Origin of the sequence: uncultured Eudoraea sp., from assembly GCF_947260015.1 — a bacterium.
GTDB lineage: Bacteria > Bacteroidota > Bacteroidia > Flavobacteriales > Flavobacteriaceae > Eudoraea.
This window is the reverse complement of the sequence record NZ_CAMYOM010000003.1, coordinates 158,338-175,507: the sequence shown is the minus strand read 5'-3', so window position 1 is coordinate 175,507 and position 17,170 is coordinate 158,338. Positions and strand designations below refer to the sequence as shown.

Sequence of the window (17,170 nt, the reverse complement as noted above, 5' to 3'; positions counted from 1 at the left end):
TTACACCATCATTTCTTTAATCAGGTGTATGAAAAACATATTATTACCTACAGATTTTTCCAAAACTTCCTTAAATGCTGCAAAGTTTGCAATTGAATTTTTTAAAGAAGAAGAATGCGTTTTTCATCTTTTAAACACATATACCCCGGCTATTGTACATAGTCGTTTTATGGCCACTACCATTCATGGTGGCATTCTGGAAGATAATGTTCGATCTGAGTCTGAGAGCGGATTGGATGAGTTGTTGAATCAAATCAATACTTATTATAAATACCCAAAACACAGTTTTAAATGCGTTTCTTCATTTAATCTTCTTACCGATGAAATCAAGGAGATTGTGCAATCAGAGAAAATAGATTTTATAGTAACAGGTACAAAGGGCGCATCTGGCCTTGAGGAGGTATTTTTGGGAAGTAACACAGTAAGAATAATTAAGGCGGTAAGATCATGTCCGATCCTTGCTGTTCCAGAAGATTTTAAGTATGACAAACCTGTTAGAATTGGTTTACCGACGGATTTTAAGAGAAATTTTAGCGCAGAAGTAATCAAGCCTCTTATTCAGCTGACTGCCACATTTGGTGCTACCATAAATATAATGCATATTAGTGAGGAGGAACAATTGAACAAGCACCAGCAATCAAATAAAGATATACTACTGGAGTATTTTTCATCAGTCTCACATAAATTACATAGTATGCCTTATTTTGCCAGTAAATCAGATGTAATTGAATTCTTCATAAAGGAGTTTGGCATACAATTGCTCACCCTGGTTCATTACCGACATGGATTTTTGGAAGAATTGGTTAGAGAACCTGTTGTCAAACGCATTGCGTTTCACACCCCAATACCTCTTCTGGTATTATCCGACTAGTTCAGATATTAAGGAAAGAAAAATTTGTCCTTCGAATAGAAGAGGGTTATTTATTTGCTTATAGGGTAATCCTCATAGAAATCTTCAAATGTTTTTGAAGTTTTGTAGTTGTCTGTAAGTACTTTATAGACCATATAAACAATCATTATCTGACCCAGTACAGTGAGGTAAAAGACCCAGCTAAAAGCGAAATTCATAGTGGCCATTATGGTCACTATTATTAGAAGTATAGTGGTTGCTCCAACCCAGAACATAGCTGAATTCATTTTTTATTTTAAAGTTATTTAAAATTATAAAACGACTATGTTAATACAATTATAAATCCACAAAGTATCAGAGATTCCAAAATTTATCTTCATTTGGAATGTTCTTTTGTTTACCAATATCTAAAGGGTTAAAGCTAAGCATGTTAAACAAATACCAAATGCTTGATGAAAGTGCAGGAGTGCTCGGGGCATCTTCCCACAACAATGAAGAACCATAGCTGGTCCCTGCATTTGTTACATACGGAATGCCTGGTAAATTTTCTTGAGCTGAATTATTCATTTGCGCTTTTTGTAGTTGTCCTATAAATTCATTTGCTTCATTGCCCATATTTGCTTGTTTAAAAGCAAGTGCCATTTGCGCAGTACCTTCTAACCAAATTACATCTTTATCCTCATCAAAACAATAACCGGTAATTACCTCTCCGTTAAAACTGGCCACCCGGGTATTTTTGTAACGGTCAGCCTTATAAAGTACATCTTCCGGGAAATTCTCAAAAATTAAATAACCCAGGGAATGAAGGTCCATAGCATAATAATGGGTCTCATTTTCCGGCCATGCAACCAAAAGCCTGTCGGTTATGTTCCAACGTTCTTGTTTAAGATAATTTAAAATACCCTTATGAAAATCATCGTAACCCTTAACAGCATTGAACGCCATTATAATGCCTTCTGTAACTTTATGTATTTGTGTCCCATCTTCATTAAATCCGCCCCAAAGGCCGCCATCTTCATCCTGTAAACTCCTGATCCAGTTTTCTAATAATACAGTCAGTTCATTATACTTATCATTTCCTGTTATTTGGTGATAATTATTCAGAGCTATCAATAACCAGGCATTATCTCCCATCCAGGTTCGCCTGCCGTTAGAACCATCACTATTTCTTAACTGGTAGAACCCTCCGTTATTCTGAGCGAATTCTGAATCGATCCGTTCATTAAAATAATCAAAGACTCCTTCCGCTTTTTCAATTTCTCCTTCGGCCATAAATGCCAAGGCAGCCAGGGAATTATCATATAAAGATACATAGTCTGTTTTTTCAGAACTTGTCAGTAGCCCATTGGAAAGCTGCATATTGTCGATCCATTGTGATATTTGAAGTGCTTGACTTTCAAAAATTTCTTCTGAATTATTTTGAGGTAAATCGGGAAGTACGTTTTCAATATAAATTAGATCCTCATATTCTTCAGTTGTATCAAGGGTACAGGAGAGGATTAAAAAACCTAGGATTGTAAAAACAAGTAACTTTTTAAGCATGATGTAGGTGGTTTTAGAACTTTGGGAATCTTTTATAAAATTAACAATGAAAGACAGGCCAGCCTAAAGTTTACGACTAACGCTAGGTATGTCCGACTAAAACCATTACTATTAGCAGATTATCCCAGAAATGAGTTTTTAACTGAAATCTGATCTAATCAACTCAGTTAAAAAACATCGATGAACGGTAAGAGTTTCCTTATTTTAGCTTTAAATTATTTTATGAATCTTCCGGAGACCACAAGAAAAAGAGTAGTAATTATAGGAGCTGGTTTCGCAGGAATTTCACTAGCCAAGAAACTGAGGAGACTTCCGGTTCAGGTTGTTGTTATAGATAAGCACAATTACCATACATTTCAACCCCTTTTGTACCAGGTTTCCACTGGAGGCTTAGAACCAGATTCTATAGCCTATCCCATTAGGAAGATCTTAAATAGGCTTCATAATTTTTATTTCAGGCTGGCTACGGTGGCTAAAATAGACCCTGAACTTAAAGAAGTACATACAGATATAGGTAAAATTTCCTACGACTATTTGGTTATTGCAACCGGTACAAAAACCAATTACTTTGGCAATACGGAGATCCAGGAAAATGCCATGTCCATGAAAAGCGTTCCACAGGCTTTAAATATTCGAAGTCTTATGCTTCAGAATTTCGAATTAGCAGATAATTGTCAAGATCTGGAAGAGCGCAAGGCGCTCCTCAATTTTTGCATAATTGGCGCCGGCCCTACCGGGGTTGAACTTGCAGGAGCATTCGCGGAATTGAAAAAACATGTATTTCCAAAAGATTACAGACATCTTAATATTGATGAAATGGAAATTCATCTATTCGAAGGAGCAGATGTTGTTCTACCACCCATGAGTGCCAAAGCTTCAGCAAAAGCAAGGAAATTTTTAGAAGCTTTTGGGGTTCAGCTGCATTTGAATACCATTGTAAAAGGATACAATGGCGATCTCGTGAAAATGGATAACGGTGAAGAGATAAGAACCAGGAACTTTATCTGGACTGCCGGTGTTACGGGGGCAGCTGTTGAGGGCGTAAATTCTGATGCTTTGATAAAAAGAGTTAATCGGTATAAAGTAGACCGATATAATCAAATTGTAGGACTCCCGAATATTTTTGCCATTGGAGATATCGCTTATATGGAAACTGAAGCTTATCCAAAAGGACACCCTCAAATGGCACAACCAGCAATTCAACAGGGGGAACTTTTGGCCATGAATTTGGATAGCTTATTGAAAGGCCTGTCTATGAAACCTTTTGTCTATAGAAATAAAGGTAATATGGCAACAATAGGCCGTAACAAGGCGGTAGTTGATCTTCCGGGAATTGAATTTGGAGGCTTTTTTGCCTGGTTTATTTGGATGTTTGTACACTTAATGTCGCTCGTTGGATTCAGGAATCGCGTAATAGTATTTTTTAATTGGGTTTATAATTACATCAATTATGATAAAGCAGCGCGCTTAATAGTCAGACCTTTCAAAACAAGGATATAAAACGACACAATTATAACCACAGATTTGAAATCCTTTTGTATCTTTGACATGTTGTGTTGTGCATCATTAATAATGGTGTATGTGTATAGATGCCGATATTGATTCGGTACTTGCCAATGAAAGGCTTTCCAATTTGGGAGGCTTTTTTTGATTAAAACAGAACTTCATTAAAGGGAAGTAATAATTGCCTGATATTTATGAGGCTTTATTTTACAAAACCTTCATTTTGTCGTAATTTTAGTGTTGACATTTAAAGAGATCTGCTTATGCCATTATATCATAAACTTGGAATTTTACCACACAAAAGACATACTATTTTTAAGAAAAAAAATGGCAGCTTGCACTATGAGCAGTTATTTGGAACTATAGGTTTTGACGGGATGTCTTCCCTTATGTATCATTTATACCGGCCTACTATGGTTAAAGAAATTGGTGACACAAAGGACATTTCCCCCAAGGCGGCAGTTGAGTATAACATTAAATCCAGATTGCTTAAAGGTTTTCAGGTATCCCCGGAGGATGATTATCTCGAAAGCAGAAAGGTTGTACTATTCAATAGTGATGTTCATGTTGGTCTTGCGGCTCCTAAAAAATCTATGACAGATTACTTTTATAAAAATGCTGATGCCGATGAACTGCTCTTTATTCACAGGGGAAAAGGAACTCTGAAAACTATGTTGGGTGAAATTCCTTTTGGATATGGGGATTATATTTTAATACCTCGTGGAATGATCTATCAAATAGTTTTTGAAGATGAGGATAACAGACTATTTATTACAGAATCTTACCATCCTATTTACACCCCAAAGAGATATAGGAATTGGTTTGGACAGCATTTAGAGCATTCACCATTTTGTGAGCGCGATTTTAGACTGCCGGAAAATTTGCAAACGCATGATGAGCTCGGAGATTTTCTTATAAAAGTTAAAAAACAAGGCCAATTACATCATTTAGTATATGCTTCACATCCTTTTGACATAGTTGGCTGGGATGGTTATAACTACCCTTATGCTTTTTCCATATTTGATTTTGAACCTATTACAGGGAGGGTGCATCAACCGCCACCGGTTCACCAGACTTTTGAGACAAGTGCCTTTGTAGTTTGTTCCTTCTGTCCCCGACTTTATGACTATCACCCACAGGCCATACCAGCACCCTACAATCATTCAAACATCGATTCGGATGAGGTGCTCTATTATGTTGAGGGCGATTTTATGAGCCGTAAAAATATTGATCAAGGATATATTTCTCTTCATCCTGCAGGCATCCCTCATGGTCCGCACCCCGGAACCTACGAGGCCAGTATTGGTAAGAGTGGCACTGAGGAATATGCGGTAATGGTTGATACATTTAAACCACTGCAATTAACAGAAGCTGCCCTTGAAATTGACGATGGCACTTACTATCAGTCCTGGTTAGAGTAGGTCAACTTTATGTATAATAAAATGAAGCAGACTTGCAGCCAGTTTAGCCGTTTGATCATCGCGGTCATAGGTGGGATTGAGTTCAGCCACATCTGCACTTATTAATTTATTTGTTGCGATGAGTGTATCTAACGCTACCAATGCAATATCTACCGAAAACCCCATAGGGGAGGCAGCGCTAACACCGGGGGCAAAGGCAGAAGAAAAACCGTCTAAATCTATTGTCAGGTATATAAAATCTACTTCCTTACAGAACTCATTAATTTTATTAATAACATAAGAAGTATTCTGCTTATGAAAGAGTTCGGCCTCAATATATTTTACGTTCCATTCCCGGGCCCGCTCAAACAAAATACTATCATTGGCATCATTTCTTATCCCCAGACATAAATAAGGGAAGTCGAATTTTTGGTTGTTATTTTCGGTCGCAATTTGGTAAAACGGCGTTCCTGAATTATTGCCATCTTCATTGGATCGGAGATCAAAATGAGCATCCAGGTTAACTATTCCAATTTTTTGGTCATTGCCAACAAATTTTTTGATTCCATTATAATGTCCGTACGCTATATCGTGACCTCCTCCTAACAATAATGGTAAGCCTTTGTAGTTCAAAATCTGAGCTACTTTTTCAGCCAATACACTTTGAGCATTCTCCATATCATCTCCTACACATAGTATATTACCAGCGTCAAAAATAGCAGAGCTTTCATTTAAATGATGTGGTAGTTTTGCCAACTGCCGGCGGGCAGTCTGCGGACCTTCTTTTGATCCTGTTCTGCCCTTATTTCTCTTTACCCCTTCATCGCATTCATAACCCAGGATCACGAAAGTTTTATCTGCCGTAACTGGGATATTTTGCAACTCCAGGTCAATTTGTTCTACCTTCTGGTAAACATAAAGATTCTGCCCCGCTTTGCGCCCGGTCCAAATATGTTCATCTGTTGGTTTGTAAAGATTCATTGGTTTTATTCAAATAATCCATCTAACAATTTATCAGCCACTATGTTGGGTAATGTAACTTTTAAATTAGGGCTGCGTTTCATCTCCCTTTTAATGGCGAATAGTGCTTCTTTATTTCTGGCCCAACTTCTGCGCGATATCCCATTATTTACATCGTAGAACAGCATATTCTTCAATCGTTTTGAGGCCGCTTCTGAACCATCAAGGACCATTCCGAAACCCCCGTTAATAACTTCGCCCCATCCAACGCCACCACCGTTGTGTATAGAAACCCAGCTTGCTCCTCTAAAACTATCTCCTATAACATTGTGGATAGCCATATCTGCCGTAAACTGGCTTCCATCATAGATATTACTTGTTTCCCTGAATGGAGAATCTGTGCCGCTTACATCATGGTGATCCCTTCCCAAGACAATAGGTGCAGAAATTTTCCCGGAACTTACGGCCTTATTAAAAGCCTCGGCGATCTTAATCCTTCCTTCGGCATCTGCATACAAGATACGGGCCTGTGAACCTACTACCAGATTATTGGACTCAGCCTCATTAATCCATTTGATATTATCCTGCATTTGCTGTTGAATCTCTTCCGGCGCAGTATCTCTGATTTTCTCCATAACACTTAAAGCTATTTCATCCGTCTTTTGCAGATCTTCAGGATTACCCGAGGTACAGACCCATCTAAAAGGGCCAAAACCAAAGTCAAAACACATGGGTCCCAAAATATCCTGAACATAGGACGGGTATCTGAAATCAATATTATTTTCAGACATAACATCCGCACCAGCCCTGGAGGCCTCTAACAAAAAGGCATTCCCGTAATCAAAGAAATAAGTTCCTTTTTCCGAATGTTTATTGATTGCATTTACCTGCCGCCTCAATGATTCCTGAACCTTCTCCTTAAATAGTTCCGGGTTTTCGGCCATCATGATATTTGCTTCCTCAAAGGATAATCCGGCCGGATAATACCCTCCTGCCCATGGATTGTGCAAAGAGGTTTGATCGGACCCCAGGTGAATAAACAATCCCTCCTCATAAAATCGTTCCCATACTTCCACTACATTGCCTACATAGGCAAGGGATAATATTTCATTCTTATTTATGGCTTTTTTGGTTCGGGCAATCAGGGTATCAATAGTGGTATGAAGTTCATCAACCCAACCTTGTGTATATCTTTTAGTTGCAGCAGCCTCATTTACTTCGGCACAGACCGTAATGCAGCCAGCAATATTCCCTGCTTTTGGCTGAGCTCCGCTCATGCCACCCAAGCCGGCAGTGAGGAATATTTTGCCATTCGGGGATTCAGATTTTGGTAATACCTTTCTAAAAGCATTCATTACCGTAATGGCAGTTCCATGCACTATTCCTTGCGGTCCAATATACATATAAGACCCGGCAGTCATTTGCCCGTACTGGGTAACCCCAAGGGCATTGAATTTTTCCCAATCGTCCTGACTGGAATAGTTGGGGATCATCATTCCATTGGTAATTACAACTCTGGGTGCTTCTCTGGAAGAAGGGAATAAACCCATAGGATGTCCGGAATACATATGAAGGGTTTGCTCTGTGGTCATGGTAGCCAGATACTGCATGCTAAGAAGATATTGCGCCCAATTCTGAAAGACCGCTCCATTACCCCCGTATGTAATTAATTCTTCAGGATGTTGTGCAACTACAGGATCCAGATTATTCTGTATCATTAGCATTATCGCTGCCCCCTCTACGGTTTTGGCAGGATATTCTGAAATTGGCCGTGCATGCATTTTATATCCGGGTTTAAAACGATACATATAAATTCGACCATATTTTTCCAATTCCATAGCAAATTCTGCAGAAAGTTCAGAATGCCAGGCTGAAGGAAAATAGCGAAGCGCATTTCTTATCGCCAGCTTTTTTTCTTCCCTGCTTAAAATTTCTTTTCTTTTTGGGGCATGATTTAATTCCTGGATTCTTGGCCTTTGGGGGGGTAATACCTTAGGAATTCCCAATAGGATTTCATCTCTAAAACTCAATTCTGTTTTGGAACTTTGCATCTTCCTTATGGGTTATGTTTATTATAAATCAATTTTCCCTCTTTATAAACCATACATGGTTTAAAAGCCCCTTGGTTGTATAGAATTTCATTAAAATTGTCAGTATGAAACAGGTTAAAATCGGCGAGATAACCGGCTTTCAATTTGCCTCTATCCGGCAATTTAAGTGCCGCCGCCGCCCTGAATGTTATTCCTGCTAATACTTCGGCATTTGTTAATTTTTGCATGGTTCCCAATATGGCGCACTGGGTAAGAAGATCGCCCATAGGGGCAGAGCCCGGATTATGATCACTGGCAATAGCCAGAGCACCACCTGCATCCAGAATTTTCCTGGCAGGTGTAAAACTACATCCTAATCCCAATGATGCCCCGGGAAGTGCTGTGGCAATCACATCACTTTTTGCCAATAATTCTATTTCATGGGATGTGCTTGCCTCTAAATGATCTGCACTAACAGCATTAAATTTAACAGCAACCTTACTTCCACCAACAGAGAACTGATCTGCATGGATGGTAATATCAAAACCCATTTCAATGGCTTTGGAAAGGTAAGGCGCGATTTCTGAGTTGTTAAATGCCCCTTTTTCAATAAAAGCATCAACTCTGTTTGATAATTTTTCCTTCTTTAAAATAGGGAACAGTTGCTCGCTTATTTCTGATAGATACTCTGACGAACTACCCCTAAAATCCCTGGGGAGCATATGAGCGGCTAAACAAGTGGAGACAAAATCTAACGGAAACTGTTCATCAGCCTCCTTAATTGCCTGTAACATTTTAAGTTCTTCCTTTATTGAAAGGCCGTAACCACTTTTAACCTCAATGGTGGTTACGCCATTTTTAAGATGCTGTTTGGCTCTTTTAATTATTCCCTTGATCAGCTCTTCTTTAGTGGCCTTTCTTGTTTGTTGTACAGTATCCCAAATACCACCACCTTCCTCCGCAATTTCCAAATACGTCTTGCCTGCATTCCTCATGGCATAATCCCTTGCTCTGGATCCTCCATAACAAATATGTGTATGAGAATCTACAAATCCCGGAAGGCAAATATGATTTCCTTCTAACCGAATTAATTTTACATTCAGATCTTTTACTTCGGTTGCGAGTTTTTTATATCTGCCAATAGTTTTTATACGGCCATCAGCAAAAAGAATTCCTGCATTTTCAATTATCCGTAGTTGACTATCGGGAACAGCACCTTTTATGGTTATTCCTGTCATGGGAATTACCTGGCTTAAGGGACCAATAAGTGTTAATTGCTCCATAGTAATCAGTAGTTTTCAAACTCTTCTGAAAAAGTTGTCTGTAAGGAGAGATTCTTTCTTTTACAAACCTTTTTAATACGCTTTATTATGGTTTGGTTTTTTACCAATTCTATTCCTTGTTCTATGTCATCAGCAAAAACCCTGTCTTTTTTTGCGAAGGCCACTTTTTTACGAACTTCCTTATGTACTTCTTCAAGCAATATTCCCGATTTTAATGGTTTTCTATATTCAAAAGCCTGGGTAGCAGTAAGTAATTCGATAGCTAATATTTTCTCTAAATTCCCAAGTACTCTTAAAGCTTTTCTCCCGGCAATAGACCCCATACTTACATGGTCTTCCTGCCCCATGGAAGTGGGAATGCTGTCGGCGCTGGAAGGAAAACAAAGTCCTTTGTTTTCACTGGCCAAAGCCGCGGTGGTGTATTGAAGGATCATGTATCCTGAATTTATACCCGTATCTTCCATGAGCAATTTAGGAACACCCGGGCTATTGCCCTCCAGTGCCAGATAAATCCGCCTGTCTGATATATTACCAAGTTCCGAAGATGCGAGGCATGCATAATCCAGTGCCATGGCAAGCGGTTGTCCATGAAAATTACCCCCACTAATTGTCAAGTCTTCATTAATAATAATTGGATTATCTGTTACAGCATTTAATTCTATATGTACCAATTCCTTAAGGTGTAACCAGGAATTTCTGGATGCTCCGTGAACCTGAGGGATACAACGCAGTGAATAAGGATCCTGTACCTTCTCACAATCAATATGATTCTCCATGATCTCAGAACCTTTTAAAAGTAATTTAACCCTTTCTGCTACATGAATGTTTCCCTTAAATGGCCGCAGGCTATGTAATTCATTGTAAAAGGGCTTAACGGAGCCCTGCAATCCTTCTATCATCATAGCACCTATAATATCGGCATGCGAGAGGCAATTGTGTAGTTTTTCCAATACTTTTATAGCATGTGCAGCGATAAACTGAGTACCGTTGATAAGCGCCAATCCCTCTTTGGGGCCAAGTTCCAGAGGTTTCAAGCCTGTTTTTTTAAATAGTTCTTCGGTGAGTATAATTTTGTTTTCAAATAGCACCTTGCCAAGACCTATTAGAGGTAAAAACAGATGGGCAAGAGGAGCCAGATCACCAGAGGCTCCTACTGATCCTTGAGAAGGAACCAGTGGGATTGCATCGTTTTCTATATGCCATAGAATTCTGTCTAAGGTTTCTTCTGCAATACCTGAATACCCCCTGGCAAGCGAGTGTATCTTTAAAATGAGCATTAGTTTTGCCAGTTCCGTCTTAATGGGCTTGCCGACGCCAACACTATGGCTTTTAAGGATGTTTGTCTGTAAAACTCTGGTTTCTTCTTTAGAAATATTTGTAGTACACAAAGGCCCGAACCCAGTATTTATCCCATAAACAGCCTGCCCTTTTTCAACTATGTTTTCAACCACAAGTTTGCTGTCCCGGACCCGTTTTCGCGCAACATTTGATAATTGGCCTTGAACTGTGCCTCTTGCAATTCTCAATGCAAGGCTGCAACTAAGTGCTTCTTCTCCATACAGAAAGTTATCAGTTGTTGAAACCATTAAATAGAATTTTTAGTACTATAAATGTATTCATTAAGTTTCAGAAAAATGGAATTCTAGCCCCACTTTAATTTGAGCATTATATCAAGGATAGAAATTCTAACTTTGCAAACCTAAAATGTCTAGAATGGTATTTGAATTGATTAAAAAGAGGCGATCTGTATTTCCCGCTCAATATACGAACCAACCTATAAATAGATCGGAGATTGAAAAAATCCTGGAAGCAGCTAACTGGGCACCAACACATAAAAAAACAGAACCCTGGAGGTTTAAGGTCTTTTTAGAAGATTCTAAAGAGCAGCTCGGACAATTCCTTGCAAAGAAGTACGAAGAAACAGAGGCGAACCCAAAGGCTTTTAAAGTGAAAAAACTCCTTGAAAACCCTGGCAGGTCCGCGGTTGTTATTGCAATATGTATGCAAAGAGACCCAAATGAAAGTCTTCCGGAATGGGAAGAAATTGCAGCCACAGCAATGGCTGTTCAGAATATTTGGCTTTGCTGCACAGAAATGGGGATAGGATGTTATTGGAGTTCACCGGGTCTGATAAAATATATGGGTGAATTTATTGAACTGGGTGATGGAGAACAATGTCTCGGGTTTTTATATATGGGACGTTACGAAGAAGAAATCTCTGTTGGGGAAAGAAAACCTGTTGAGGACAAGGTGGTTTGGTTTAATTAGGAGCTAGTAAAAAAATGAAAATAATTCTTCCTTATATTCCCAGCTTTTGGCTATAAAGAGTCCAAAATAAATTATAGTTACCACAAATTTTAAGAAGGTCCCGGTAAGAAAACCAATAAAGGAACCAAAAGCGGCTTTAAGCGCCGTTTTGCTCTCTGCCTTATTTATTAACTCTCCAATCAATGCACCAATAAACGGCCATATAACTATACCAAAAATACCCAGTATTGGAAATATTATTGCTACAAGAAGCCCAATTACGGTCCCAAACATTCCAGCCTTACTGCCCCCAAACTTTTTAGTGCCCATTGCCGGGATAATGTAATCTAATGTCAATACAATTAACGCAACTAAAAGAGTAACCCCCAAAAACCACCAGTCATTAGGTACTGCTTTCGTAAGAACCAATAATAAAAGACCTAACCAGCTTATTGTAGGGCCGGGTAAAACAGGTAAAAAACTTCCTAAAATTCCTATAAGCATAAAGATAAATCCCAATAAGAATAAGGCAATGTCCATAAAAACTATTTGTTATTGGACGAAGATAGGATCTATTTGTTACATGTCTTTTCAGGGATGCACGAAATCCTGAATTTCTGAAGCTTAATTGCCCGAAAAAGTTGTAATTTTCCGCAAGGAATACCGCTTATATGAGGAAGTTACTAATTTTGTCTTGTCTTTACTTGCTGTCTTCCTGTAATTTGTTTACTTCTACAGATGTGAAAACCCAAAGACTGGTGGAAAAAGAATTACAGGCAATCAATTGGAACGATGTAGACCAATATCCACTCTTTGATGATTGCGACGAAACAGTATCTAAATCTGCCCAAAAAGAGTGCTTTGAAAATACATTGCTTTTGCATTTTTCTATGATCCTACAGGAATTCGAATTTATATTGGACAAAGATGTTGAGGAAGTAGTATATGTAGATTTTCTGGTGGATAAAGAAGGAAAAATAAGCGTTTTAAATATTGATAAAAACAGTATTATTCAGGAACAGATTCCCGAATTTGATGGGATTATCAGTAGAAGTCTTAAAAGTCTGCCCCCGGTGGAGCCGGCTTTAAAAAGAGGAATACCTGTGAATGCCAAGTGCAGGATCCCTATAATTTTAAATTCAGAGGAAACAAAATAAATTGCAAAACGAAAAAATCATATTGGGGATTGACCCGGGAACTACTATCATGGGATTCGGCATCATTAAGGTGAAAGGGAAGAAGATGACATTTGTTCAAATGAACGAATTATTACTCAAAAAATACAAGGACCCATTTACCAAACTCAAGCTTATTTTTGAACGAACCATTGAACTGATTGACACCTACCATCCGGATGAAATTGCCATTGAAGCCCCTTTTTATGGGAAAAATATCCAATCTATGCTAAAACTTGGCCGGGCACAGGGAGTGGCCATGGCAGCCGGACTCTCCAGGCAAATTCCAATAACAGAATATATGCCAAAAAAAATAAAAATGGCGATTACGGGTAATGGCAATGCCAGTAAAGAACAGGTAGCAAAAATGCTTCAAAGTACCCTTGGATTAAAATCACTCCCAAAAAATCTTGACAGTACAGATGGCCTTGCGGCTGCGGTATGTCATTTCTATAATGAAGGAAGGGTGGAAGCAGGAAAGGGTTATACCGGATGGTCTGCATTCGTAAAACAAAATGAAGATCGGTTAAAATAAATAGTATTGACTTCAGACTCCAAATATTGCAAGAATTGTGGTGCAATAACAAAAGATTCCTTTTGCGCACATTGTGGGCAGCGGACATCGGTTTATAAGGTTAGTTTTAAGGAAACTATCCACGACTTTATGGATGCTGCTTTCTCAGTAAATGCACCGCTTTTTATCACTTTAAAACTCCTCTTGGTAAATCCCGGTATTGTATTAAGGGAGTATCTTGAGGGCAAGCGGAAGAAATATTACAAGCCGGTTGCCTTTTTTATACTTACCACAGTAGCATATCTCCTTATTCGTTCTGCGATTGGTTTTGACCCTTTTAGCGATACCGTAGTTGTAGTTGAAGACACCCAGGATGGTCAACTTTTAACCAAGGCACGTGATTTTATGTTATTTAACATAGATAAATTACTCTTTTTTTTTCCGTTTACATTAGCCTTATTTTCCAAACTATTCTTTTATAAGAAATATACCCTTGCAGAATTTTTAGCGGTATCATTTTATTTAACCGGCATGTATACCTTATTCACTACCCTAAACATGTTTTTGGTAGTTTGGGGGAAAAAAGAATTGCAGCCCTTAGGCATGCTGGTAATGTTAGTATATTTTATATATTCAATGGTGTCCTTTATACAAACAAAAAGAATAGCTACAATTCTAAAATCTATTTTGGTATTTATACTTTCCTACATTTCATACGTGGCAATAAGTTATGGGTTGTCTTATCTTATAGTTTTATTTCAAAATAGTTAATGGCTGGCATCTACATACACATTCCATTTTGCAAACAGGCCTGTTATTATTGTGACTTTCACTTTTCCACTAACCTGGCTAAAAAAAACCAGTTGATTTTGGCTCTGGAGCAGGAGTTGATATTGAGAAAGGAGGCGTTTAAGAAAGAGGAGATAGGAACCATATATCTTGGTGGCGGAACTCCATCTGTATTGCAAATAGCCGAAATTCAGTACTTGGTGGATGCAGTTTACAGGAACTATAAGGTGATTGAAGCGCCTGAAATTACATTGGAAGCTAATCCTGATGATTTGTCGGTAATCAAAATTAAAGAACTCAGGGATTCGTCTATCAACAGATTAAGTATTGGCATACAATCCTTTTTTGATCAGGATTTAAAATTAATGAACAGGGCGCATAACGCGAATGAAGCAGAGCTCTGTCTTAGGGAAGCCAAAAAACATTTTGATAATATTTCTATTGACCTTATCTACGGAATACCCGGGATGACGAATGATCGCTGGGAGGAGAATATCGCCAAAGCACTATCCTATAGTTTGCCTCATATTTCAAGCTACGCATTGACCGTGGAACCCAAAACAGCATTAAAGGTTTTTATAGAAAAGGGGGTAATTCCGGATGTTGATGATGAAATAACGCAACAGCAGTTTTATATACTGCTCGATCTTTTAGAGGGTGAAGGATACGTTAATTATGAAATTTCCAATTTTGGAAAAAAAGGCTATTTTTCAAAGAACAACACCGCATATTGGCAAGGGGAAAAGTATATAGGGATAGGTCCTTCTGCACATTCATATAATGGGATTAAAAGAGGATGGAATATCAATAATAATTCAAAATATATAAAGTCGATTAATCAGAAGCTCCTCCCATTAGAGGAAGAAACACTAACCAAAACCGACAGATATAACGAATATGTGATGACTGGCTTGCGTACAATTTGGGGGATTTCACTTTACAAAATTCAAACAGAATTCGGCAATTCGTATTATGAATACCTATTGCAGCAATCAGATAAACATTTAAAAGAAGAATTGCTCTTTACTGATGGGGACAAGTTATGTGTTACTAAAAAAGGAAAGTTTTTATGTGATGGGATTGCAAGTGATTTATTTATGATTAAATTGAAATAAGAATTTTGATTAGAAACCATGCTCGCACGAATAAAACATAGTAGCAAAGAATACAAGATAGATTTGTCTAAGCCTCTGGATATTTCGATTCCATTGAGGGGCAATGAATCGAATGTGAGGGCCTGGAATCTGGATTCACCTATAATAGAACCTCATACAGAAGAAGGTTTTATTGGGAAAGTTTCTGAAGGATCATCTACTAATTTTAACGATATCAGTTTTAATCCTCATGCACATGGGACTCATACAGAATGTATTGGGCATATCACAGAAGAGAGCTATTCCATAAATAAGCAATTGTCAGACTATTTTTTCCTAGCTGAGGTGGTCACCATCGCCCCGGAAAAATATCAGAATGATTTGGTAGTCTCCAGGAAGCAAATTCAATATGTGATTGGAAATAAAAAATGTGAATCGCTCATCATCAGAACCTTACCTAATCTTCAAGAAAAATTATCAAGGAAATATTCCAATACAAACCCACCCTATTTATTAGAAGAAGCAGCTCAATATTTAGTAGATAGGGGAATAAATCACTTGCTCATAGACCTCCCTTCTATAGACAAGGAAAAGGACAATGGAGCGCTTCTGGCCCATAGGGCTTTCTGGCAAGTTGAAGGCAATTTGAGAACCAAGGCAACTATTACAGAATTTATTTATGTAAATAATTCTATTAAGGACGGTACTTATATTTTGAATTTGCAACTGGCCCCATTTGAAAATGATGCTACGCCAAGCAGGCCCGTCTTATTTAAACCTATAGAGTCATGAAAACTCTTATCAAGTTAGAGGAATGGGCAATGTTAGGATTTGGATTCTATCTTTTTACCTTCCTGCCTTTTTCCTGGTTGTGATTTTTTGTTTTTTTTATTGGCTCCCGATATTGGAATGTTGGGATATATTTCAGGAAATAAAATTGGAGCTGTTGCATATAATATCTTTCATCTTGAAGGTTTGGTGATAGTTATTATATTTTAAGAGCATATTTTTCACTTTCTTTGTTAGAAGGAATCCGGATAATATCATTTTCTCATTCCTCTATGGATAGAGCCTTCGAATATGATTTAAAATATGAGAAAGGATTTAAGTATACGTATTTAGTATAAGTGGGGAAGAACTATGGATAGTATTTTTGAACTTTTTTTTGGATTAATACTAGGAGCAATCTTAATGTATTGGATGTACTCCTTATTTCGAATAAAGAGGAGCAAAGAACTCACAGAGCATCAATCCACAATAATATTGGAAAAGATAAAAAGCGTTTGTAAATTGATATCTGTGGAAGGTGATTTTGCAGAGATATACAAATATGAAAATACCCGGGAACACTTTATGAGCTTGCTTAGCAGCAAGAAAAAGGCCCTGATAGTAATTAATGCAAAAGCTCAAATAGGTTACGATCTTAAAAAAGTATTAATGCACGCTGATACGGATAAAAAGAAAATAATTCTTACTAACTTTCCTCAGCCGGAAGTGCTTTCAATTCAACCGGAGCTTGAATTTTACGATATAAAAAATGGGCTTTTCAATTCATTTACTCCAAAAGATCTGACGGCCCTAAACCAGGAAGCTAAAAAACATGTCATGGAGAAAATTCCTGAAAGCGGGCTCATGGATACAGCCCGGCGGGAAGCTTTGGAAGCTGTTTTATTGATCGAGAAAATTGTTGAAACCATCGGGTGGAAATTAGATTACTCGACTTTGGAATTAAGCGACCATAAAAAACCTTTTATTGAAAAATAAAATAATAACTTTAAATCAT

17 protein-coding genes and 1 pseudogene are annotated in these 17,170 nt (G+C 38.0%); 11 read left to right on the top strand and 7 right to left on the bottom strand.

The features are described 5' to 3' along the window. Positions 1-28: 28 nt before the first annotated feature. The gene (locus tag Q0X66_RS02930) at positions 29-871 is read left to right on the top strand and encodes a universal stress protein (protein WP_297702998.1); all 843 of its coding nucleotides are present in this window, start codon (positions 29-31) and stop codon (positions 869-871) included. A 50-nt stretch (positions 872-921) separates the two neighbouring features. On the opposite strand, the gene Q0X66_RS02925 is transcribed toward Q0X66_RS02930, so the two are convergent. Then, a complete protein-coding gene (locus Q0X66_RS02925) occupies positions 922-1,137 on the bottom strand; it encodes a hypothetical protein (RefSeq protein WP_297702996.1) in 216 nt (71 codons plus the stop codon). 67 nt (positions 1,138-1,204) lie between these two features. Beyond that, positions 1,205-2,392: a hypothetical protein gene (locus Q0X66_RS02920; RefSeq protein WP_297702994.1), complete on the bottom strand. Its 1,188-nt coding sequence runs from the start codon at positions 2,390-2,392 to the stop codon at positions 1,205-1,207. A 222-nt stretch (positions 2,393-2,614) separates the two neighbouring features. Between Q0X66_RS02920 and Q0X66_RS02915 the strand changes: the two genes are divergently transcribed. Further along, the gene (locus tag Q0X66_RS02915) at positions 2,615-3,892 is read left to right on the top strand and encodes an NAD(P)/FAD-dependent oxidoreductase (RefSeq protein WP_297703134.1); all 1,278 of its coding nucleotides are present in this window, start codon (positions 2,615-2,617) and stop codon (positions 3,890-3,892) included. A 266-nt stretch (positions 3,893-4,158) separates the two neighbouring features. Then, positions 4,159-5,316, top strand: a complete 1,158-nt coding sequence (locus Q0X66_RS02910; protein ID WP_297702992.1) for a homogentisate 1,2-dioxygenase — start codon at positions 4,159-4,161, stop codon at positions 5,314-5,316. Here Q0X66_RS02910 and hutG read toward each other — a convergent pair. From hutG to hutH, 4 genes are read right to left on the bottom strand one after another with little or no spacing between them, the layout of a single operon-like run. Further along, positions 5,308-6,276: a formimidoylglutamase gene (gene hutG, locus Q0X66_RS02905; RefSeq protein WP_297702989.1), complete on the bottom strand. Its 969-nt coding sequence runs from the start codon at positions 6,274-6,276 to the stop codon at positions 5,308-5,310. The two genes, Q0X66_RS02910 and hutG, sit on opposite strands and share 9 nt — an antisense overlap. Before the next feature lie 5 nt (positions 6,277-6,281). Then, complete coding sequence (locus Q0X66_RS02900) at positions 6,282-8,306, bottom strand: urocanate hydratase (RefSeq protein ID WP_297702987.1); 2,025 nt, start codon at positions 8,304-8,306, stop codon at positions 6,282-6,284. Between the two features lie 5 nt (positions 8,307-8,311). Next, the gene (gene hutI, locus Q0X66_RS02895) at positions 8,312-9,568 is read right to left on the bottom strand and encodes an imidazolonepropionase (protein ID WP_297702985.1); all 1,257 of its coding nucleotides are present in this window, start codon (positions 9,566-9,568) and stop codon (positions 8,312-8,314) included. A gap of 5 nt (positions 9,569-9,573) precedes the next feature. Further along, positions 9,574-11,154 (bottom strand): histidine ammonia-lyase, encoded by a 1,581-nt coding sequence (hutH, locus tag Q0X66_RS02890; protein ID WP_297702983.1) that lies wholly within the window; start codon positions 11,152-11,154, stop codon positions 9,574-9,576. A 127-nt stretch (positions 11,155-11,281) separates the two neighbouring features. Here hutH and Q0X66_RS02885 point away from each other — a divergent pair, with 127 nt between their 5' ends. Beyond that, complete coding sequence (locus Q0X66_RS02885; RefSeq protein WP_297702981.1) at positions 11,282-11,836, top strand: nitroreductase; 555 nt, start codon at positions 11,282-11,284, stop codon at positions 11,834-11,836. 3 nt (positions 11,837-11,839) lie between these two features. On the opposite strand, the gene Q0X66_RS02880 is transcribed toward Q0X66_RS02885, so the two are convergent. Then, on the bottom strand, positions 11,840-12,355 hold the full coding sequence (locus Q0X66_RS02880; protein WP_297702979.1) for a DUF456 domain-containing protein: 516 nt from the start codon (positions 12,353-12,355) through the stop codon (positions 11,840-11,842). A gap of 131 nt (positions 12,356-12,486) precedes the next feature. Between Q0X66_RS02880 and Q0X66_RS02875 the strand changes: the two genes are divergently transcribed. The 7 genes and pseudogenes from Q0X66_RS02875 to Q0X66_RS02845 all read left to right on the top strand — a co-directional run bounded on the left by Q0X66_RS02875 (position 12,487) and on the right by Q0X66_RS02845 (position 17,151). Next, positions 12,487-12,972 (top strand): hypothetical protein, encoded by a 486-nt coding sequence (locus Q0X66_RS02875; RefSeq protein WP_297702977.1) that lies wholly within the window; start codon positions 12,487-12,489, stop codon positions 12,970-12,972. A 1-nt stretch (position 12,973) separates the two neighbouring features. Beyond that, a complete protein-coding gene (ruvC, locus tag Q0X66_RS02870) occupies positions 12,974-13,525 on the top strand; it encodes a crossover junction endodeoxyribonuclease RuvC (protein ID WP_297702975.1) in 552 nt (183 codons plus the stop codon). A gap of 6 nt (positions 13,526-13,531) precedes the next feature. Further along, positions 13,532-14,275 carry a DUF3667 domain-containing protein gene (locus Q0X66_RS02865; protein ID WP_297702973.1) on the top strand — a complete coding sequence of 248 codons (744 nt, stop codon included), beginning with the start codon at positions 13,532-13,534 and terminating at the stop codon, positions 14,273-14,275. Further along, positions 14,275-15,408, top strand: coding sequence for a radical SAM family heme chaperone HemW (gene hemW, locus Q0X66_RS02860; protein WP_297702971.1), 1,134 nt, complete (start codon positions 14,275-14,277; stop codon positions 15,406-15,408). Before Q0X66_RS02865 ends, hemW begins: the two co-directional genes overlap by 1 nt. 18 nt (positions 15,409-15,426) lie before the next feature. Beyond that, positions 15,427-16,179 (top strand): cyclase family protein, encoded by a 753-nt coding sequence (locus tag Q0X66_RS02855; RefSeq protein WP_297702970.1) that lies wholly within the window; start codon positions 15,427-15,429, stop codon positions 16,177-16,179. 117 nt (positions 16,180-16,296) lie between these two features. After that, positions 16,297-16,514: pseudogene (locus tag Q0X66_RS15905) on the top strand (DUF4260 family protein). Between the two features lie 13 nt (positions 16,515-16,527). Then, positions 16,528-17,151 carry a DUF4230 domain-containing protein gene (locus Q0X66_RS02845; protein ID WP_297702969.1) on the top strand — a complete coding sequence of 208 codons (624 nt, stop codon included), beginning with the start codon at positions 16,528-16,530 and terminating at the stop codon, positions 17,149-17,151. Positions 17,152-17,170: the final 19 nt, after the last annotated feature.